Below are 18194 nucleotides of genomic sequence, written 5' to 3' on the forward strand. Positions count from 1 at the left end.
GCGGGGTGTGACCGGCCGTCGGTGACCGTGGGTCGGTGCGTCAGCCGGTGACCGGCACGTTGGCCTGGGTCGGGGTCGGCGACGGCGCGTCGGTGGTCGGGTCGATCCTGCCGCCGTCCACGTTGCCGCAGGTGGCCGAGGCGATGGTCAGGTCGACCTGGCCGCCGAGCAGGTTGACGTTGAGCGCGTCGACGGTGAAGGTGCCGTCGGCGTTCTTGGTCTGGCGGTTGACGGTGACCGTGAGCAGCTCGGAGACCTTGATCTTCTTGTTGACCTCGTTGACGCCCACGTCGACCGGCAGGCCGAGGGCCTTGAGGCCGGTGACCGTGGTGGTGCCGGTGGTGCCGTTGCACTCGGCGATGACCGCGTCGGCGCCGACGGCCTTGGCGGTGCCGGAGAGCACCTCGCACAGGCCGGCGAGCTGCTTGGCGTCGGTGAGCTTGGTGAGGTCGAGGGCGCCGAGCGCGCTGAGGTCGAGCTGCGAGCCGTCGGTGGCGTCGGAGATCTGCTGCAGCACGGTGTCGATCTGCGGGAGCAGCTGGTTGAGCAGCGTCTGGTTGATCGCGTTGGTGACCGGGTCGAGCGCGGTGACGAGCTGGGTGCACGCCTGGTTCAGCGGGGTCTTCAGCGCGTCGGGCAGCTGGGCGAGGAGGCCGTCGCCGACACCGAGGTTGGTGACGCTCGACTTCGCCTTGCCGTTCTGCGCGCTGGCGTTGATGATGCCGCCGGTTACGACGGGGTTCTGCGGCAGCGCCACCACGGAGTCCTCGACGAGCTTGCCGTCGGTGGAGGTCACCAGCGGCAGCGGGTCGATGACGGAGTTGTTCGCGATCGTGAGGGAGGCACCGAAGGCCGACGACGGCTTTCCGGCCGCGACGGCGTCACCGCCCCCCACGAGAGCGACCGAGGCGACTCCCGTCACCAGGGCGAGGGCACCGGCGGTGGTCGCCAGAGGCCGAGTGATCTTCATAGGTTTCCCTTCGCTTTCATCACGCGTGTGACCGAGTCTGTCTGCTCGGTCACGCCTTGTCGACCATCACGGGCGTGCCGGTCGGAACGGATCGGAGCTGCTCGAGCGCCTCGTCGGGCACCCGCACGCAGCCGTGGCTCACGGCCTTGCCGAACACCGAGGGGTCGGTCCAGCCGTGGAGGGCGACGGTGCCGGGGCCACCGCCGTAGGAGTCGAGGGTGTCGCTGTGGGTGCCCAGCGGCAGGATCACCGGCGAGAAGCGCTGCTTGTCGTCGATGATCTGGCCCAGCACGAACGTGCGGCCGGTCGGCGTGGGCGTCTCGTCGGCACCGATCGCCACAGTCCAGCGACCGATGCGGGCGTCGTCCTTGAAGAGCTCGAGCTCGCGATCGCGGAGGTTCACGCGCACCAGGTAGCGACTCTTGGCCTGGGTGAGGTCGCCGGCGCGCAGCCAGCCCGTGGAGCCGTTGGGCTTCGAGGGCAGCAGCACCTGCACCCAGGAGCGGTTGCGCGTGATCACCGGCAGCCAGGTGTCGCCGAACTGCTTCGGAGCCAGGCGGGCGAAGGGGGTGCCGTCGACGTCGTCGTAGATCGCCACCACGCGCTTGGGTCGCACGACCGTGCCGTCGGGGGTGCGGTCGGGCCGCGGGTCGCGAGGGGCCTTCTTGATGGTGGTGAACGTGCTGCTCTCGGGCAGCTTCTTCAGGTCGACCTGCTGGGCCACGGGGGTGCTGGCGGCCGGGGTGGCCTCCTCGCCGTCGTCGCTGACGACGAGCACGAGCGCGGAGACGCCGAACAGCGCCGCCACGAGCGTGATCGGCCAGCTGGCGCGCGGACGCGGTGCCGAGCCCATGTGGTTCCCCCCTCGCGGACCCCGAGGTCCGCCCCTGTCTTCTGTGTGCTGCGCTGGACAGCGGCTTGCTGAGTGCGCTCATCGGGGCCGCCGAGTCAGCCGTCCTCCCCGACGACCAACGAGGCACACCGGGCCCAGGTCACGCTGGGCCTGACCCTAGCGGAGTCGGAGCCGCCCGCGCAGGACATAGGTCCTCGCGAGATCGACCGTTCGTGCGATGCGGATCACACGAACCGTCGCCGGGAAGGACCTGGCCCCGTGGTGCGTCCGCGGGCCTGTTGATGGCCGACGGCGGACTCCGGGCGCGTCAGTAGGATCGCGCCATGGCCGGCCGCATCCGTGACGAGGACATCGCCACGGTGCGCGAGAAGTCCCGCATCGACGACGTCGTCGCCGACTACGTGACGCTGCGCAACGCCGGCGGCGGCTCGATGAAGGGGCTGTGTCCCTTCCACGACGAGAAGTCGCCCTCCTTCCACGTGACCCCGTCGCGCGGCTTCTTCCACTGCTTCGGCTGCCAGGAGGGCGGCGACGTCTTCACCTTCCTCATGAAGATCGACGGTCTGAGCTTCGGCGAGGCCGTCGAGCGCCTCGCCGACAAGTACGGCGTGGTCCTGCGGCGCGACGAGTCCGGCGCCGACGACCGCCCGCGCGGGCCGCAGCGGCGACGGCTGATCGAGGCGCACGCGGTGGCAGCCGAGTTCTACGCCGAGCAGCTGGGCACGCCCGAGGCGCTCACGGCGCGCCAGTTCCTCGCCGAGCGCGGCTTCGACCAGGCGGCGGCCCTGCACTTCGGTGTCGGTTTCTCCCCGCGCGACGGCGAGGCGCTGTGGCGCCACCTGAAGGGTCGGGGCTTCACCTCGGAGGAGGCCGTCGCTGCCGGCGTGGTCGCGATGGGCCGCTCCCTGTACGACCGCTTCCGGGGTCGACTCATGTGGCCCATCCGCGACGCCTCCGGCGACACCATCGGCTTCGGTGCTCGGCGCATCTTCGACGACGACCGCATCGACGCCAAGTACCTCAACACCCCCGAGACCCCGATCTACAAGAAGAGCCAGGTGCTCTACGGCATCGACCATGCGCGCCGCGAGATCGCGAAGTCGTCGCAGGCCGTCGTCGTCGAGGGCTACACCGATGTGATGGCCTGCCACCTCGCCGGCATCCGCACGGCCGTGGCCACGTGCGGCACCGCCTTCGGCGACGACCACGCCCGGGTGCTCCGCCGATTCCTCGACGACCACGAGCAGCTGCGCAGCGAGGTCGTCTTCACCTTCGACGGCGACGAGGCTGGCCAGAAGGCCGCCCTGCGCACCTTCGAGGGCGACCAGCGTTTCGTGGCGCAGACCTACGTGGCCGTCGCCCCCGAGGGGATGGACCCCTGTGAGCTGAGGCTGAAAGAGGGTGACGCCGCGGTGCGCGACCTCGTGGCGTCGCGTCGTCCGCTCTACCGGTTCGTGCTCGAGAACGTGGTCAACCGCTACGACCTCGACCGCGCCGATGCGCGGGTCGACGCGCTACGTGCCGGCGCCCGGCTGGTGGCCAGCGTGCGCGACCGCTCGAAGGTGGACGCCTTCGCCCGCGAGCTCGCCGGCATGGTCGGGGTCGACATGGAGCAGGCTCGCTCGGAGGTGCGCCGCGCGGCGGCGCGCGGGCCGGCCGACGATCGCCGTCAGGGTGCGGGTGCGCCGCGACCTGCGGCTGCCAGCGATGCGCCACCGGTGCCGGATGCCCCGCCGGCGCCGTCCTGGCCGGTGCCCGACCCCCGCGACCCTCGGCTGGGCACCGAGCGCGAGACTCTCAAGCTGGTGCTGCAGCACCCGGTCGTGATCGGTCGCACCAGCGCCGAGATCACCCCCGACGACTTCGTGCACCCCACCTACCGCGCGGTCTGGGGGGTCGTCGCCGCGGCCGGCGGCATGGTCGCAGCCCAGAGCGACCCCGGCTGGGGTGCTCGTGTGCGCGACGCCGCCGCCGCGCTCGATCCGGTGCTGTCGCGCCTGGTCAGCGCGCTCACGGTCGAGCCGATCCCGCTCCCGGTGGGTCGCGAGGTCGATGCCGGCTACGTCGCGCAGCACCTGGTTCGCCTGCAGGAGCTCACGGCGCTGCGGCGCATCGACGAGGTCAAGTCGCGCCTCCAGCGCACCGACCCGGGTGAGAGCTCTGCCGAGTATCAGCGGCTCTTCGCGGAGCTCGCCACCCTCGAGCAGCACCGACGTGCCCTCCGCATGCGCGTCAACGGCGAGTAGTCGCATGCGCTTGCCCTCGCTGCCGCCGCGCCGCCCTGCTCTCCCGCTGGAGCGCGGCGAGCGGCTGCTCGCCTGGGCGGCGATCGCCCCCGCGGAGGGTGAGGCGGTCGACGACGGTCCCGTCCCGTCGCCGCAGTCCGCGATCGGCGGGACCCGTGTCGCCCTCTACCTGCCGCACCGGCTCCCCTGGGAGCAGATCGCCTCCGCCGACTGGGATGCCGACAGCGGTCTGCTGCGCGTCACCGAGGTGGGCACCTTCGGCGAGGTGCGACCGGTGCACCTGCGCCGGCTCACCGGCGCCGACCGGCTGCTGCAGCTGGTGCGTGAGCGGGTCACCGCCAGCATCGCCGTCCACCGGCAGGTGGCGGTGCGCGACGGCTTGTCGGTGCGCATCATCGCTCGTCGTCCGCCGACGGGCGCCGACGAGCCCACGTGGTTCGTCGAGTACGACGCCGCCCTCGACCCCGACGACCCCGCCGTCGCCGCGATCGTGGACGACGCCCTGGCCCGCGCCCGCGCCGACCTCGAGGTCTGAGCGGCTCGTCGGTCTCCGTCGCAGCACACCGCCCGCGCCGTCGGCGTGGGGCGAGGGTGCACCACGGGATGCCGATTTCTGGGCGCCGACCCCGCCTTGCTAGTGTTTCCCCGCTCGCGCGTCGCAGACGCCGAGATGCGATCCCCCGTAGCTCAACTGGCAGAGCATGCGACTGTTAATCGCAGGGTTGTTGGTTCGAGTCCAACCGGGGGAGCCGAGAAGCAGCCCGTCGACGATGTCGGCGGGTTGATTCTTTTCTCCGCCCCGAGCACCGAGGTCCGTCACACGATCCTCACAGTCGCCGCACAGGTTCGTGGCACAGTCTGTGAGCATGACCGAGACCGCGACGCGTCCTGATGGCACTCCGCTGCGCGCGCTCGTCGTCGACGACGAGGTCAACATCGCCGAGCTGGTGGCGATGGCGCTGCGCTACGAGGGCTGGACCGTCGACACCGCGCACACCGGGGGAGAGGCGGTCGCGGCCGTGCGCGCGGGCGGGCCGGATGTCGTCGTCCTCGACATGATGCTGCCGGACTTCGACGGCATGGAGGTCCTGCGCCGCATCCGCGCCGATGACCCGTCGGTCCCGGTGCTCTTCCTCACCGCCCGCGACGCAGTGGAGGACCGCGTGGCCGGTCTGACGGCCGGTGGCGACGACTACGTGACCAAGCCCTTCTCCCTCGAGGAGCTCGTGGCTCGGCTGCGGGCGCTCGTGCGTCGCGCGGGCACCGCGCTGGAGCAGAGTCGCTCCACCCTCGTCGTGGGCGACCTCACCCTCGACGAGGACAGCCGTGAGGTGAGCCGTGCCGGTGAGGCGATCACGCTCACGGCCACCGAGTTCGAGCTGCTGCGCTACCTGATGCGCAACCCCCGTCGCGTGCTCAGCAAGGCCCAGATCCTCGATCGGGTCTGGAACTACGACTTCGGCGGTCAGGCCAACGTGGTCGAGCTCTACATCTCCTACCTGCGCAAGAAGATCGACGCCGGCCGCGCCCCGATGATCCACACCATGCGGGGTGCCGGGTACGTGCTGAAGCCGGCCGGGTGATGCGCCCGCGCCTGCCCCGTTCGCTCACCTCGCGGCTCGTGGTCACCGCGGTGGTGCTGGTGGCGATCGTCTCGGCGCTGGTCGGCACGGTGACGGCGATCGGCATGCGTTCCTGGCTCACCGCACGCCTGGACGACGACGTCCGCGCCGCCCTGCAGCGTGTCGACGGCCCGCGTGGCGAGCGGCCGCCCGGCGACCTGCGAGAGCCGCGGCCGCCGTCGCCGTTCGGTGACGACGACGGCGACTCCCGGCCGCGCTTCGGCTACGTGATCGGGCTGCTCTCGGCCGTCTACCCCGACGGCACGTCGAGCGAGGCGGCGCGCGAGCGCGCGGTGGGTGCAGTGGTCGACGAGAGCGAGACCATGCAGACGGCTCTGGACGAGGACGCCCTGGATCGCCTGGCCCGCGCCTCGCGGGAGCCGTCGACCGTCGAGCTGGAGGGTCTCGGCAGCTACCGGGTCGTGCGCGCCACCGACCCCGGCGGGCGGGTCCGCGTGGTCGGCCTGCCCACCAGCGACGTGGACGACGTCGTGCTCTCCCTCGTGCGCTGGGAGCTGGCCCTCGCCGCGCTGGGAACGCTGGTCGCCGCGATCGGCGGCACGATCGTCGTCCGGCGCCAGCTGCGTCCGCTCACCGAGGTGGCGGCCACCGCCAACGCGGTCTCCGCGCTACCGCTCGACTCCGGCGAGATCGACCTCACCGAGCGCGTCCCCGACCACCTCACGGATCCGCGCACCGAGGCCGGTCAGGTCGGCCTCGCCCTCAACCAGCTGCTCGCGCATGTCGAGTCGTCGCTCACCGCGCGGCACCGCAGCGAGCAGCAGGTGCGTCAGTTCGTCGCCGACGCCTCGCACGAGCTGCGCACACCGCTCACCACCATCGCCGGCTACACCGAGCTCGCCCGGCGCCGCGGCGACGCCGAGACCGCCGCCGTGGCGCTGGCCAAGGTGGAGGAGGAGTCGGCGCGGATGACGGCGCTGGTCGAGGACCTGCTGCTGCTGGCGCGCCTCGACGCCGGCCGCCCGCTGGCTGCCGAACGTGTCGACCTCACCCGCCTGCTCCTCGAAGCCGTGGACGACGCCCGCGTCGTCGATCCGCAGCACCGCTGGCGCATCGACCTGCCCGGTGACGGAGAGCCGGTCGAGGTCGTCGGCGACCAGCGCCGCCTGCACCAGGTGGTCACCAACCTGCTCACGAACGCCCGCAAGTACACGCCGCCGGGCACCACGGTCACGGTCACCGGCACGCGCGACGGCTTCGTCGTCCACGACGACGGGCCGGGCTTCCCGCCCGACCTGGTGGCGACCGCCTTCGAGCGATTCACCCGCGGCGACGCCTCGCGCCACCGCTCCGACGGCGTGGGGCTGGGACTCGCGCTCGTTCAGGCGATCGTCAGCGCCCACGGGGGACGGGTGAGCCTCAGCAGCGCGCCGGGAGACACCTCGATCCGCGTGACCCTCGGCGATCCGGCCGCGCTCAGGCCGATCGCGGCGCGTACATGATCACGGCGACGCCGACCAGGCAGATCAGCGCGCCGGTCACGTCGTAGCGGTCGGGCCGGAAGCCGTCGACGACCATCCCCCACAGCAGCGACCCGGCAACGAAGACCCCGCCGTAGGCCGCGAGGATCCGCCCGAAGTTCGCATCGGGCTGAAGGGTCGCCACCAGACCGTAGACACCGAGGGCGATGAAGCCGGCCCCGATCCACAGCCAGCCGCGGTGCTCGCGCACGCCCTGCCACACCAGCCAGGCGCCGCCGATCTCGGCGAGGGCGGCGGCGACAAAGAGGATCGCGGAGCGGAGCGGGTCCATGCGCCCGATCGTGGCAGACCCCAGGGAGCAGGGCGGGTGGGGCTCGAAGTCACGATCCGAGGATCATGGGTGCTCAGCTTCGCCGGAACCACGCAGCCGTTCAGCCGCGTCGCGCGTCTGGACAGGGCGCGATGGCGGGCGATCCCCGCAGTAGTGGGCCGGAACATCCTCAGGAAAGACCTCATGACGATCACACCCAGCACGCCCGCTCCCGATCCGGACGAGGCGGCGGCCCAGGCGGCTGCCATCCTCGACGACCTCCGCAACGCGGGATACGTGGTGGCCTCCCTGCACGACCTTCGCGAGAGCGGCACTCGCTACCAGGACGCCGTACCAGTGCTCGCGTCGTGGCTCCCGCGTGTCACCGACTTCGGGCTGCACGAATCGCTGCTGCGCGCACTGACGGTCCCGTTCGCCAAGCAAGCTGCTCTGCAGCCCGTCATCGACGACTTCACCCGCACCTACACGGGTAGCGAAGCGATCGACATCGAACTCCGCTGGGTCGCCGGGAACGCCCTCGAGGTGCTCTGGCAAGACACCGCGTTCGATCAGCTGCGCGACCTCTGTGTTGCCACCCGGTGGGGGCGCGCTCGTCAGATGGTCGTCCTCGGCATGGGCAAGTCCAAGCACCTCGACGCCGCCGACACGCTCATCGGACTGCTGGACGATGACGACGTCCGACTCCACGCCGTCCAAGCACTCCGTAAGTTGCGGCCCGCGGCCGCCCGCGAACCCCTTGCCCGGCTCCGTGACCACCATGACGGTGTTATGCGCAAGGAGATCGACAAGACCCTCGCCAAACTGGCTGACTGAGACAAGTCCGGCGCTTCGCCGAGTCACTCGGGCACTCCGGTCGGCTACCGGGTTGGTCACCCTCAGGGCACACCGACCCACTGATGTGACGGCTTCGATCTTCCCGAAGTCCAGAGTTGCTGCAGGTGAAGCGCTGGTAGGGCGGGTGGGGCTCGAACCCACGACCCAAGGATTATGAGTCCTCAGAGTGGTACCCTGAACGCGCCGAATCCGCCGATCCTGAGCCTGTGACCTGCACTTTTGGAGTGGTGCGACCGAGTAGGGTGTAGCGGGATAGGCAGTCAGATAGTCAGTCAGGGCGGAAGGTGGCGGAATGGCGACACGCCGAGGCAAGGGCGATGGCGGGCTCACGCAGCGCCACGACCACCCGACCTGCCCACCCGTGGTCGACGGCGAGCGACCACCGCACACCTGCCGCGGACGCTGGGCCGGGACCATCGACACCTACGAGGCCGGGCGCCGGAAGCGGAAGTTCGTCTACGGGCGCACCCGCAAGGAGGCGCAGCAGAAGCTCGAGCGGGCCAAGCGCGAGAAGGCCGCGGGCACGCTGGTGGTCACGACCACGACGGTCGAGCGCTGGATGACGCAGTGGCTGAAGGCGAAGGCCGAGCCACCGAAGGCGCTGAAGCCGCAGACGCTGCGCTCCTACGAGTCCAAGGTCCGCACCTACGTCGTGCCGCACCTCGGTCGTCACCGGCTCACCTCGCTCGACCCGCGCCACATCGACGCGATGTACGCCGCCATGCGAGCCGACGGGCTGGCCGAGTCGACCGTGCGGCAGACGCACGCGATCCTCAAGAAGGCGCTGCGCGACGCGGTGCGCAAGGGCGTGCTCGCGATCAACCCGATCGACCGCGCGGACGCCCCCGGCACCGAGAAGGCCAAGCGGCCCCAGCTGTCGGCGGGCCAGGCGCGGATGGTGCTGGCGTCCACGCGCGACCCGCGGTGGTGGCTCGCGCTGCGGTACGGGATGCGGCAGGGGGAGTGCCTCGGGCTGCGCTGGTGCGACGTCGACCTTGAGGGCCGCCGGCTGCGGGTGCAGCAGACGCAGCAGGTCGACACGGCGGGCAGGATCATCTTCGGCACGCCGAAGTCGGCGAAGTCGGCTCGGGTGCTGCCGCTGGTCCCAGAGGTGGTCGACCTGCTCGCCGAGCACGCGGAGCGCACGGGAGCTCGGGAGCCGGTGGTGCGCTGCGATGGCGTCACGGGCGTCTGTGAGCACGGGCTGGTGTTCACGGGCGCCGGCGGGCGACCGCTGCAGCCCAAGGCCGACTGGCAGGCGTGGCGGCGGCTGCTCGCCGACGCCGCGACGCCGCCGTGGGCGCCGCTGCCGGAGGTGGCGCTGCACTCGGCGCGGCAGACGGCGGCCTCGCTGATGGAGGCGGGCGGAATCCAGGACCGCGTCGTGATGCAGGCGCTCGGTCAGTCGCAGGTGCAGACGACCCACGGCTACCAGCACGCCGACGCCGATCTGCTGCTCGCGGCCTTCGCCAGCACGGGACGCCCGCTCGCGCTGGAGTAGTTCCGTCGGACCCTCCGCCTACCGTCCCCGCATGGCCCTCACTGACACCGACCGCGCGATCCTCAACCTCGAGCGCGCCTGGTGGAAGTACCCCGGCGCGAAGGACTCCGCCATCCATGAGCGGCTCGGCGTGACGCCCACGCGCTACTACCAGCTGCTCGCCGCGCTGCTGGAGAAGCCCGACGCGCTGGCGGCCGACCCGCTCACCGTGCGCCGGCTCATCCGCCTGCGCGACCGGCGGCGGGCGCTGCGGTCGGCTGACAGAGCGAGCGTCGGGCGGTAGCGTCCGTCCATGGCTCCCGAGACCCCCTACGGCGCCGCCGTCGGCTGGCATCCCGACCCGGCGAACCCTGGCGCGCACCGCTACTGGAACGGCAGTGAGTGGGCAGCCCCGCCGCCCGACTGGTACCCGGTGCCCGAGAACCCGCCCTACTTCGCCTACTGGGACGGCACGCGGTTTCTTGACGGGGTGAAGACGCGGGCGCAGCTCGACCAGATGCACGGGCGCGGGAAGTTCTCGCCGCAGACGGTGTCGACGGTCGGGGGCATCGCGCCCGCCGTCGCCATCGTCGGCGTCATCCTCGCCTCGCAGTCGGCCTCGCTGATATCGGGGACCGGCACCATCTGGCTCGGGGCTGGCTTGGCTGTGATCGCCGGGGTGGTCGCGCGGGTGTTCGACATCAAGACGTGGGCGCAGGTTCTGTGCATCATCGCGGCGCTCTACTCGGTGGGCGCGGCGATCAGGATGGAGAGCGCACTCGAAGATCGGCGCGAGGAGATCACGCGGCAGTTCGATCAACTCGCTCCGTGACTGAGCGCACCCGCCACGTCTGGGTACACGTCGCGTTCCTGCCCCGCGAGTGCCCCGGCCTGGTGCTCGAGTGGCGGCGTCGGGACGGCGGCGGCTGGGAGGCGCTCGTGACGTACTGGCGCGAGGACGAGTCGCGTGCGCTCACTGACGTGGTGCCGGCGGAGAACCTGCGGCCGGTGCGCGAGGGCTGAAATGCACACAGCCCCCGGACGGATCGGGGGGCTGCGGCTGGGCAGGAGGCGCATCTCGTGGATGCGTGTCCCTTATCTGGCCCCACCGATTTCAGGAGGACGTGTCCCTAGCCTTGGTGGGGCGCTGATGCGACCAGCCTACCAAAACGCCGAAAGCGCCCCCGCCGCCCTGGTGGGCAGCGGGGGCGCGGTCGGGGCGCTGGCGATCAGGTGAGGATGGTCTCGGGTGTCGCCACGGTGGGGTCGTTGGGCGTGTAGTTGTTCGCGATCCGGCCCCGGTAGTTCGTCGTCTGGTAGTGCGCGACGGTGGGGACGATGTTGTCGGTGATGACGGCGTAGGACTCGCGCTGGCCGGCGGTGGTGTTGCTGTTGACGTCAGTGATTCCGGTCGCGAAGTTGAGTGTCTTGTTGTGCGTGATCCGTGCCCGGTGAGCGCGGAACGTGCTGCTGCGATAGACCACGCGGATGGCGCCAGTCGCTGCCGTGACGCTCGCCGTCGAGTCGCTGGCGCAGCGGATGAAGTTGCCGACGATCTCGGGGTCCCAGCCGCCCCACAGGTCGATCGAGAGGGATGCGGCCTGCTGGTGGTGGATGCGGTTGTAGGAGACGCTGAGGCGGTCGCAGTCGTAGAAGAGGACCGAGCGCTGGTTGGCGCCGGTGACGACCATCGTGTTGTTCTCGATGGTCGAGTCGTACATGGACTGGATGTCGCCGTAGGCGCACTCGGCGGGGCAGATGAAGGTGTTCCCGATGACCTTCACGTACTGCGAGGGGTTGCTCTTGGAGTGCGACTTGAAGCCGGTGCCGATGCCGGTCTGGATGACGCCGCCCTCGTGGAACGACGGACTGCCGGTGCCGACGCCGGCCTCGATGATGCCGGTGTTGCCGGAGAACGTGACGCGCTTGCAGCCGAAGAACACGGCGTAGCAGGCGTAGGTGGCGTTGCGGACGGTGTTGCCGGTCGCGGTGCAGTCGAAGCAGCCCTCGAAGTCGATGCCGACGTCGGTGACGTCGCGGACGTTGTTGCCGGCCACGGTGACGTCCTGGCCCATCGAGCCCCAGATCCCGCCGAAGTTGTTGCGGGTGGCGTTGTTGACGATGGTGATGTCCTTGGCCCGGCGCGGGTTGGAGCCGAGGGGTGTGCCGCCGTCGACGGCGGAGTCGCCGCCCCACCACATGATCCCGTGGAAGTAGCCGTCGTTGTCGTTGCCCTGGATGCGGGCGCGCTCGATGTAGCGCAGCTCGATGAACGCGCGCCCGCCTCGGTTCTCGATTCCGGCGGTGTGGATGCCGGTGTTGCTGTCGAGGAGGAGGTCGGTGACGGTGCCGGGTGTGCCGCCAGGTCCGGCGGTGGTGATCGAGGAGTAGGTGGGGCCGGAGTTGGTGATGATGAGGCGGGCGTTGGTGAGCCGGTTCCGCAGCAGGGTGATGCGCTTGGTGGCGACGCGGGCGAGGACCATGACGCTGGTGTTGGCGTTGGTCGCGGTGACGTTGAGGCCGGAGGCGAGGAAGCCGTCGCGGTTGACGAGGTCGAACAGCGTCGCGAGCGTGCTGCCCATGCGGATCGTGGCGGGGCTGCCGTCGTTGAAGATGACGGCACCGCTGGGCGGGGTCAGGGTGCTGTTGATGAGCGCGGTTCCGGTGCCGGTGATCTGGACGGGTAGCCCGAACGTCGCGCCAGCATTGAACGCTGCGGTGAACGCGGCGCTGTCGTCGGTGGCGTTGTCGAACTTCGCGCCGTAGTCGCGCGGGTCGAGAGCGTACTGTCCGCGGCGCACGTAGCGGGCGTCCTGGGCGTCGCGGGTGGTGCTGGGATAGGTCGAGAGGTACGCGACGGCGATGTCGGTGGTGTCGATCGCGGCGAGCTCGGTCTGCTGGTCGACGAGCGCCTGGGATTCGTCGCGGTAGCCGAGCGCCTCGAGCGCGCGGGCCTGGGCCTCGTCGCGGCGCCCGAGCGCGTCGAGCGCGTAGACCTGCGCCTGGTCGCGGTACCCGGCGGCGGTGGCGGCGTGCCCCTGGGCTTCGTCGCGGTAGCCGGCGGCCTGCGCGACCTTCGTATTGAGCAGGGTCTCGGCGTCGGTGAGGAAGTCGTTGGCGGGGACGGCGGGCGGGTCTGCGGTGGAGGCGAGCGCGAACAGGTCGCTGTCGGCGGTGAGCTCGAAGTTCTTGATCTCGAGCGAGCGGTCGGCGTTGCTGCCGTCGATCCAGGTGATGAGCAGCGACCATCGCAGCGAGCCACCGGGCACGTTGGTCCCGGCGCCTGCGGTGTCGATGAGGCTCACCGTGAACGCGTCGCCGCTGGTGGGGGTGATGCGCTGATAGCCGGGCAGGTAGGTCTTGGGGCCGCCGACGGCTTCGAGGTCGACCAGGCCCGGCTCGACGAGCACGTTGTGGGCGACCATCAGGACGAGGTTGCGGTAGCCGCCTCCGGTGATGGTCTCGAGGTCGCCGCTCACGGTGCGGAAGGTGGTCACGGTGACGCCTCTCAGTAGTGCTCGATGACGATGACGATCCCCGGGGCGCCGTCGCCGCCCTTGCCGGAGTTGAATCCGTTGAGCGATGCCGCGCCGCCGCCGCCGCCTGCGCCGTAGCGGGCGCCGGCGATGCCGTCGCCACCGGCTGCGGTCAGGGATGCGGAGCCGCCGGGGCCGCCGAGGCCAGGCATGGCCGCCCCGGCTGCTGCGGCCGACGGGGTGGCGCCGAGCGCGGTGTTCGCGACGAACGGGTAGGTGGCGCGCTGTGCGCCGCCGAGGCCACCGCTGTAGGCGACGTCGGCGGCGCTGATCGCCCCGCCGCCTCCGCCGCCGCCTGCTCCGGCTGCGAGGGTCACGGCGCTGGCTCCATCGCTGGCTGCGGCGGTGTTGGACGACGAGCCGCCGGTCGCGCCACCGCCGCCGGACGCTGCGGGCCCGTTGCCACTGACGGTGGTGCCGCCTGCGCCGCTGCCGCCGCGCCAGGCCGCGACGCCGCCGCGGGCGGGATCGCCGAACACGGAGGACCCGCCGATGGTCCCAGCGGCGCCCGAGGTGTCGTCTGTCGTGACCGCTGCGCCGCCGGCGCCGCCGTTGCCGATCGTGATGGGCTCGGAGTTTGCCAGGAGTGCGGCGGGGATCATCGCGCGGGAGAACCCGCCACCCTGGCCGCCGCCGCCGCCGTATCGGTTGGTGCCCGCTGCGCCGCGACGCCCCGATCCGCCGCCTCCTCCGCCGGCGATGACGATGACCTCGACGCACTTGAGCCCGACCGGCTTGTCCCAGGTGGTGTAGCGGATCGTGAGCGGGTCGGTGGTCGTGTAGGTGCGGACCACGGTGGCGCGCAGCGCGATCCGCGCGTCGACGCTGTCGCGGGTCGCGGTGGGGCCGTCCACGAGCGCCTTGACTGCTGAGTCGGTGGTGTCGATGCCGCTGATCGCCTCAACCTCGGTCGCGATCTCCTGGGCCTGAGCAAGGAGGGCCTGCATCTGGGTCAGCAGGAGGTTCGCGACGGTCGCAGGCGGGTCGGCGCGGTTGACGAGGTCGCCGAAGTCGGAGTCAGCGATCAGCTGGAAGTTGGAGACCTGCGCCACCTGCGGGGTGCCGGTCGCGTCGGTCCAGGTGATCCGCATGGTCCAGCGCAGGCTGCCGTTGGTGACGTTGGTGCCCTGTCCGCCGGTGTCGATCAGCGCGACGCTGAAGGTGTCGCCTGCGGCGGGGATGATCCGCTGCGGACCCGGCAGGAACGTCTTGGGCCCGCCGGGCGCCTCGAGGTCGACGAGTCCCGGTTCGACGATGACGTTGTGCCAGACGGTGATTCGCAGGTTGCGGTAGGTGCCGCCGGTGATGGTGTCGAGGTCGCCGGTGATGGTGCGGTAGATCGCCACGAGTGGCTCCTGTTCAGTCGTCACTGGGGGGCCGGGTCCAGGAGCCGCCGCTGTAGGTCCAGCCGATCCACGGCATCGGGGTCAGGCCCTCGATGGGCACGAGGCCGGTCAGCGGGTAGCCGTCGGGGTCGTCGGGGTTGAGGACGATGACGTTGTCGCAGACCCCATCGGGGCCGATGTGGGCGTAGCGCGCGTTGGGCATCGGGGGGTGCTCCGATCAGAAGAAGGTCGTCACGACGATCCGGCCCTGTCCGCCGTCGCCGCCCTTGCCCGAGAGCTGGCCGTTGACCGACGCGCCGCCACCGCCGCCACCACCGCCAGGGATGGTGCCGCGCGCGCCGTCGCCGCCCTTGCCAGCAACCGAGGCGACGCCGCCGGTCGAGCCCCAGCCGGGGCCTGCAGAGTTGGCGGGCTGGTCGATGCCGACGTTGCCGTTCGCGCCGTCCGCGGTGGGGAACGCGACGCGGTTGATGCCGAGGGAGAACGCGCCCGCGACACCCGGCGAGGGAGTGGGGGTGAGCGCGTTCGCCGAGGTGAGGCCGCCCCCACCCGACGACGGCGCGATGCCCGCCGGGGAGTCGGAGCCGATGCCGGGTGCGCCCGTGCCGTTCGACCCAGCCGCACCCGCGATCGAGGCGGGCGGGACGAAGTTGGAGCTGCCCGCCGCGCCCGCCACGCCCGTGGTCGTGGGCGATTTCCCGCCGCTGCCGGACTGTGAGGTCATGGCGGTGTACCAGGCTTGCCCGCCAGAGCCGAACGATGTGAGGCCACCGGGCTGCCCGTCGCCGCCGGGGCTGTTGTCGGTGGTCGCGGATGCTCCACCCGTGCCGCCGGCGCCGATGGTGATGGATACGGTGGCGGGCAGGTCGGAGGCGACGAACAGGCGCCGGAAACAGCCCGAGGGCGCACCAGAGCCACCGCCACCGCGTGCCGTACCAGCTGCACCGCGATACCCGGCGCCGCCACCAGACCCAGCGCCAACGATGTCGACAGCGACATAGACGGCCCCGACAGGCTTCGTCCAGGTGCCGGAGGAGTTGAAGGTCTGCACGTTCGCGGCGACCGCGTTCGCGCCCGCCGGACCGGTGGCGCCCGTGGCACCTGTAGGGCCGGCGGGTCCGGTAGCACCTGTCGGCCCCTGAATGCCCTGCGGTCCCTGCGGTCCGGTTGCACCGGTTTCTCCGGTGGGGCCTGTTGCTCCCGTGGCTCCGGTGGCGCCGCGCAGGTCGGTGGCGCCCGCGAGGTTCGTGAGGCCGGTCGCGCCGAGGTAGTTGTCGGTGGGGATGGTCGGCTTGGTGCCGGTGCCGCCGATCCAGTCGACGAGCCTATGCACGCGGCGCTCGCCATCGGTGACGACCGCGATCACGGGCTCCCAGCCGTCAGCGCCAGCGGGACCGGTTGCTCCCGTTGCGCCGGTCGGTCCCGTCGCTCCAGTGGGTCCGGTCGGACCAGCGGGTCCAGTCAGGCCGATGGGGCCCTGGGGTCCAGTCGCACCAGTAGCGCCTGTCGCGCCAGTCGGCCCAGCGGGACCCTGGGGGCCAGTAGGACCGGTCGGACCCTGCGGCCCGACGGTCTGGCCGGTGTCGATGAGGTCTTGGATCTCGTCGCGGAAGTCGTCACGCAGCGCGGTCAGCTCGGCAACAGCGAGGTTGGCGGCGGTCACCGGCGGGTCCGCTGTCTCGGCCAGGTCGGTGAAGTCGCGGTTAGCAGTGACCGCCGTGTTGAGCACCGTGCGCTCGCGGGTCGCGCCAGTGTCATCCATGACACGGATCAGCCAGTCGTAACGCAGGCTCCCGGCAGGCAGGTCGGTCCCAGCAGCGCCCGAGTCGATGACCTGCACCGAACCCTCGCCCGTCTCCGGGTCGATGTCGACCTTCGACCAGGCGTGCGGATACAGAACGTCGTTGTCCTTGTCGAGCAGCCCTGGGCCGTCCACGACGTTGTGCCGCACGTACACCTGGGCGGCGCGGAACAGCCCAAGTCCTAGGCGGTTGAGGTCGATCGACACGGTTCGGAACACGGTCATGGGCGGGCCTTTCGGTCGCGCGGATAGCCGCGTAGGACGTGGGCGAAGAGGTACGCGGCGCCCGTGAGGTAGAGCGCGGCGAAGAGGCGTGCGGGCAGCGCGCGGCGGACCGTGCGGCAGATGGTGGCCTGGCCGCGCCGGTGGCGGCGGTAGTTCAGGGCGACCGTCCCGAGCAGGCCGAGGACGCCCGGCATGGGGCTACTCGCTGTCGGCGGGGGTGTTGCGGATCGCGTAGACCGCGCCGGCGTTGGTCGCGCCAAGCGAGAGGGCGCCGATGAAGTCGCCGAGGCTGATGCCGTTGTCGACGGTGGTCAGCGCGAGGCCGCCGAGGAAGGCGATGATGAAGGCGCCGATGGCCTTGTAGGGCTTGGTCTTGGCTGCGGTGGTCACGGGATCTCCTCAGGGGCGGTAGCGGTCGAAGCCGTGCGCGCGGGCATCGGCGGCTGTCGTGCGGATGGGAAAGGCGGTGAGTCCGGCGCGGCGGGCGCGGGCCAGGCGCTCCCAGCCGCGACCCAGGCCGACGATGGACTTCACTTCGACGCGCACGCCGATCTCGCGGACGAGGTCGCGGATGCGCGCCCACGCGACGTCGGAGGTCGCGAGCAGCGGGGAGTCCTTCGCCTCGAGCTCGACGGCGATCCCGAGGCGCTTGCACCAGCGCAGCACCTGCGAGAGCGGGCGGATGCGCGCGCTCGGGCGGCGGCGGTGTCGCAGGCGGCCCACCTGCTCGAAGGTCATCTGGTCGACCGGCACGTCAGCGCGCAGGAGCCCGAGCGGGTCGCGCCAGCCGTGCTGCAGCGGGAAGCGCCAGTGGGTGACGACGACGCGCCAGTCGGTGCGCCCGGGCTTGCTCGGCGCGGTGACGTGGATGTTGAGGTCGATCCAGCGGTAGCCGCGTCGCTTCGCCAGCCGCACGCCGGGCAGGTCGTCGTTGAGCGCGTAGTCCTTCGCGTGGAAGAACCGCCGACGCAGGACGCGGGGCCTCACGAGAAGATGACCGCGCGCTGCGAGGGGTTGGCCGCGAGGATGCGCTTGCCCAGCGGCCAGCGCGACATACGCCGGGCGAGGCGCTCGGCGGTGATCAGCGGCTTGGCGACCTCGACGTGCATCTCGTCGGGGCGTCGCCACGCGCCGCCCCAGGTGAGTGCGCCGCCGTACACGGCGAGGCGGGCTCGGATGCGCACCTGCTGGACGAGGGAGAAGGTGCCGCGCTTGCCGAGCGGGTGGCGGGTCGCGTTGAGGTCGATCGCCGTCCCCGAGGCGTGGTTGCTGTAGCCGCTGGTCTTGCCGCGGATCGGGCGAACAGCGTGGCCCCAGTCGTCCATCACGCCGCCCGCGATCGGCTCGACGTGCTCGGCGAACCAGAGGGCGAAGTGGGCCAGCAGGAACCCCGCCGACCCGTTCCGCAGCCGCACCCGCACGTCGCCGCGCTTCGTCGGGATGGTCCACGTGTAGAGCAGCGGATCGCCGGGCGTCAGCACCGGCCAGCCGTTCTGTGAAGTCGCCAT

At 71.3% G+C, this 18194-nt stretch carries 20 protein-coding genes and 1 tRNA gene; 10 read left to right on the plus strand and 11 right to left on the minus strand.

Going from position 1 to position 18194, the window contains the following annotated elements:
• Positions 1–40: 40 nt before the first annotated feature.
• Together ACERUN_RS12000 and ACERUN_RS12005 are read right to left on the minus strand one after the other, a co-directional pair.
• Positions 41–970, minus strand: a complete 930-nt coding sequence (locus ACERUN_RS12000) for a hypothetical protein (protein WP_370290209.1) — start codon at positions 968–970, stop codon at positions 41–43.
• Positions 971–1019: 49 nt separating this feature from the next.
• On the minus strand, positions 1020–1823 hold the full coding sequence (locus ACERUN_RS12005; RefSeq protein ID WP_370290210.1) for a L,D-transpeptidase: 804 nt from the start codon (positions 1821–1823) through the stop codon (positions 1020–1022).
• A gap of 323 nt (positions 1824–2146) precedes the next feature.
• Between ACERUN_RS12005 and dnaG the strand changes: the two genes are divergently transcribed.
• The 5 genes from dnaG to ACERUN_RS12030 all read left to right on the plus strand — a co-directional run bounded on the left by dnaG (position 2147) and on the right by ACERUN_RS12030 (position 7154).
• The gene (gene dnaG, locus ACERUN_RS12010) at positions 2147–4069 is read left to right on the plus strand and encodes a DNA primase (RefSeq protein WP_370290211.1); all 1923 of its coding nucleotides are present in this window, start codon (positions 2147–2149) and stop codon (positions 4067–4069) included.
• Between the two features lie 4 nt (positions 4070–4073).
• Positions 4074–4604 carry a hypothetical protein gene (locus ACERUN_RS12015; RefSeq protein ID WP_370290212.1) on the plus strand — a complete coding sequence of 177 codons (531 nt, stop codon included), beginning with the start codon at positions 4074–4076 and terminating at the stop codon, positions 4602–4604.
• A 141-nt stretch (positions 4605–4745) separates the two neighbouring features.
• Positions 4746–4818, plus strand: a tRNA-Asn gene (locus ACERUN_RS12020).
• Between the two features lie 117 nt (positions 4819–4935).
• Positions 4936–5652 carry a response regulator transcription factor gene (locus tag ACERUN_RS12025; protein WP_370290214.1) on the plus strand — a complete coding sequence of 239 codons (717 nt, stop codon included), beginning with the start codon at positions 4936–4938 and terminating at the stop codon, positions 5650–5652.
• Positions 5652–7154 carry a sensor histidine kinase gene (locus ACERUN_RS12030; RefSeq protein WP_370290215.1) on the plus strand — a complete coding sequence of 501 codons (1503 nt, stop codon included), beginning with the start codon at positions 5652–5654 and terminating at the stop codon, positions 7152–7154. The genes ACERUN_RS12025 and ACERUN_RS12030 overlap by 1 nt, the downstream gene beginning before the upstream one ends.
• Here ACERUN_RS12030 and ACERUN_RS12035 read toward each other — a convergent pair.
• Positions 7129–7464 (minus strand): YnfA family protein, encoded by a 336-nt coding sequence (locus ACERUN_RS12035; RefSeq protein WP_370290217.1) that lies wholly within the window; start codon positions 7462–7464, stop codon positions 7129–7131. The two genes, ACERUN_RS12030 and ACERUN_RS12035, sit on opposite strands and share 26 nt — an antisense overlap.
• Before the next feature lie 69 nt (positions 7465–7533).
• On the opposite strand from ACERUN_RS12035, the gene ACERUN_RS12040 reads away from it, so the two are divergent.
• From ACERUN_RS12040 to ACERUN_RS12060, 5 genes are all read left to right on the plus strand, one after another.
• Positions 7534–8277, plus strand: coding sequence for a HEAT repeat domain-containing protein (locus ACERUN_RS12040; protein WP_370290218.1), 744 nt, complete (start codon positions 7534–7536; stop codon positions 8275–8277).
• A gap of 313 nt (positions 8278–8590) precedes the next feature.
• Positions 8591–9799: a tyrosine-type recombinase/integrase gene (locus tag ACERUN_RS12045; RefSeq protein ID WP_370290219.1), complete on the plus strand. Its 1209-nt coding sequence runs from the start codon at positions 8591–8593 to the stop codon at positions 9797–9799.
• A gap of 31 nt (positions 9800–9830) precedes the next feature.
• Entirely contained in the window at positions 9831–10082 is a 252-nt protein-coding gene (locus tag ACERUN_RS12050; RefSeq protein WP_370290220.1) for a DUF3263 domain-containing protein, read from the plus strand.
• 9 nt (positions 10083–10091) lie between these two features.
• Positions 10092–10610: a DUF2510 domain-containing protein gene (locus tag ACERUN_RS12055; protein WP_370290222.1), complete on the plus strand. Its 519-nt coding sequence runs from the start codon at positions 10092–10094 to the stop codon at positions 10608–10610.
• Positions 10607–10801, plus strand: a complete 195-nt coding sequence (locus ACERUN_RS12060) for a hypothetical protein (protein WP_370290223.1) — start codon at positions 10607–10609, stop codon at positions 10799–10801. The genes ACERUN_RS12055 and ACERUN_RS12060 overlap by 4 nt, the downstream gene beginning before the upstream one ends.
• Positions 10802–11007: 206 nt before the next feature.
• On the opposite strand, the gene ACERUN_RS12065 is transcribed toward ACERUN_RS12060, so the two are convergent.
• Genes ACERUN_RS12065 through ACERUN_RS12100 form a run of 8 tightly spaced genes read right to left on the minus strand, consistent with a single transcriptional unit; the run spans position 11008 to position 18194 of the window.
• Positions 11008–13275, minus strand: coding sequence for a right-handed parallel beta-helix repeat-containing protein (locus ACERUN_RS12065; protein WP_370290224.1), 2268 nt, complete (start codon positions 13273–13275; stop codon positions 11008–11010).
• A gap of 11 nt (positions 13276–13286) precedes the next feature.
• Positions 13287–14660 (minus strand): glycine-rich domain-containing protein, encoded by a 1374-nt coding sequence (locus tag ACERUN_RS12070; RefSeq protein WP_370290225.1) that lies wholly within the window; start codon positions 14658–14660, stop codon positions 13287–13289.
• A 13-nt stretch (positions 14661–14673) separates the two neighbouring features.
• On the minus strand, positions 14674–14862 hold the full coding sequence (locus ACERUN_RS12075) for a hypothetical protein (RefSeq protein WP_370290226.1): 189 nt from the start codon (positions 14860–14862) through the stop codon (positions 14674–14676).
• Between the two features lie 15 nt (positions 14863–14877).
• The gene (locus tag ACERUN_RS12080; protein ID WP_370290227.1) at positions 14878–16686 is read right to left on the minus strand and encodes a hypothetical protein; all 1809 of its coding nucleotides are present in this window, start codon (positions 16684–16686) and stop codon (positions 14878–14880) included.
• A complete protein-coding gene (locus ACERUN_RS12085; RefSeq protein WP_370290228.1) occupies positions 16683–16880 on the minus strand; it encodes a hypothetical protein in 198 nt (65 codons plus the stop codon). The genes ACERUN_RS12080 and ACERUN_RS12085 overlap by 4 nt, the downstream gene beginning before the upstream one ends.
• Before the next feature lie 4 nt (positions 16881–16884).
• Positions 16885–17076 carry a hypothetical protein gene (locus ACERUN_RS12090; RefSeq protein ID WP_370290229.1) on the minus strand — a complete coding sequence of 64 codons (192 nt, stop codon included), beginning with the start codon at positions 17074–17076 and terminating at the stop codon, positions 16885–16887.
• A gap of 9 nt (positions 17077–17085) precedes the next feature.
• Positions 17086–17673: a hypothetical protein gene (locus ACERUN_RS12095; RefSeq protein ID WP_370290230.1), complete on the minus strand. Its 588-nt coding sequence runs from the start codon at positions 17671–17673 to the stop codon at positions 17086–17088.
• On the minus strand, positions 17670–18194 hold the full coding sequence (locus ACERUN_RS12100) for a M15 family metallopeptidase (protein ID WP_370290232.1): 525 nt from the start codon (positions 18192–18194) through the stop codon (positions 17670–17672). The genes ACERUN_RS12095 and ACERUN_RS12100 overlap by 4 nt, the downstream gene beginning before the upstream one ends.

Origin of the sequence: Nocardioides sp., assembly GCF_964229035.1 — a bacterium.
In the GTDB taxonomy this organism is placed as follows: domain Bacteria; phylum Actinomycetota; class Actinomycetes; order Propionibacteriales; family Nocardioidaceae; genus Nocardioides.

Excerpts from the sequence above, each read along its gene's own strand:
- ACERUN_RS12000 (WP_370290209.1), bottom strand. The coding sequence starts at position 970 with ATGAAGATCACTCGGCCTCTGGCGACCACCGCCGGTGCCCTCGCCCTG.
- ACERUN_RS12005 (WP_370290210.1), bottom strand. The coding sequence starts at position 1,823 with ATGGGCTCGGCACCGCGTCCGCGCGCCAGCTGGCCGATCACGCTCGTG.
- dnaG (WP_370290211.1), top strand. The coding sequence starts at position 2,147 with ATGGCCGGCCGCATCCGTGACGAGGACATCGCCACGGTGCGCGAGAAG.
- ACERUN_RS12015 (WP_370290212.1), top strand. The coding sequence starts at position 4,074 with ATGCGCTTGCCCTCGCTGCCGCCGCGCCGCCCTGCTCTCCCGCTGGAG.
- ACERUN_RS12025 (WP_370290214.1), top strand. The coding sequence starts at position 4,936 with ATGACCGAGACCGCGACGCGTCCTGATGGCACTCCGCTGCGCGCGCTC.
- ACERUN_RS12030 (WP_370290215.1), top strand. The coding sequence starts at position 5,652 with ATGCGCCCGCGCCTGCCCCGTTCGCTCACCTCGCGGCTCGTGGTCACC.
- ACERUN_RS12035 (WP_370290217.1), bottom strand. The coding sequence starts at position 7,464 with ATGGACCCGCTCCGCTCCGCGATCCTCTTTGTCGCCGCCGCCCTCGCC.
- ACERUN_RS12045 (WP_370290219.1), top strand. The coding sequence starts at position 8,591 with ATGGCGACACGCCGAGGCAAGGGCGATGGCGGGCTCACGCAGCGCCAC.
- ACERUN_RS12050 (WP_370290220.1), top strand. The coding sequence starts at position 9,831 with ATGGCCCTCACTGACACCGACCGCGCGATCCTCAACCTCGAGCGCGCC.
- ACERUN_RS12055 (WP_370290222.1), top strand. The coding sequence starts at position 10,092 with ATGGCTCCCGAGACCCCCTACGGCGCCGCCGTCGGCTGGCATCCCGAC.
- ACERUN_RS12075 (WP_370290226.1), bottom strand. The coding sequence starts at position 14,862 with ATGCCCAACGCGCGCTACGCCCACATCGGCCCCGATGGGGTCTGCGAC.
- ACERUN_RS12080 (WP_370290227.1), bottom strand. The coding sequence starts at position 16,686 with ATGACCGTGTTCCGAACCGTGTCGATCGACCTCAACCGCCTAGGACTT.
- ACERUN_RS12085 (WP_370290228.1), bottom strand. The coding sequence starts at position 16,880 with ATGCCGGGCGTCCTCGGCCTGCTCGGGACGGTCGCCCTGAACTACCGC.
- ACERUN_RS12100 (WP_370290232.1), bottom strand. The coding sequence starts at position 18,194 with ATGGCGACTTCACAGAACGGCTGGCCGGTGCTGACGCCCGGCGATCCG.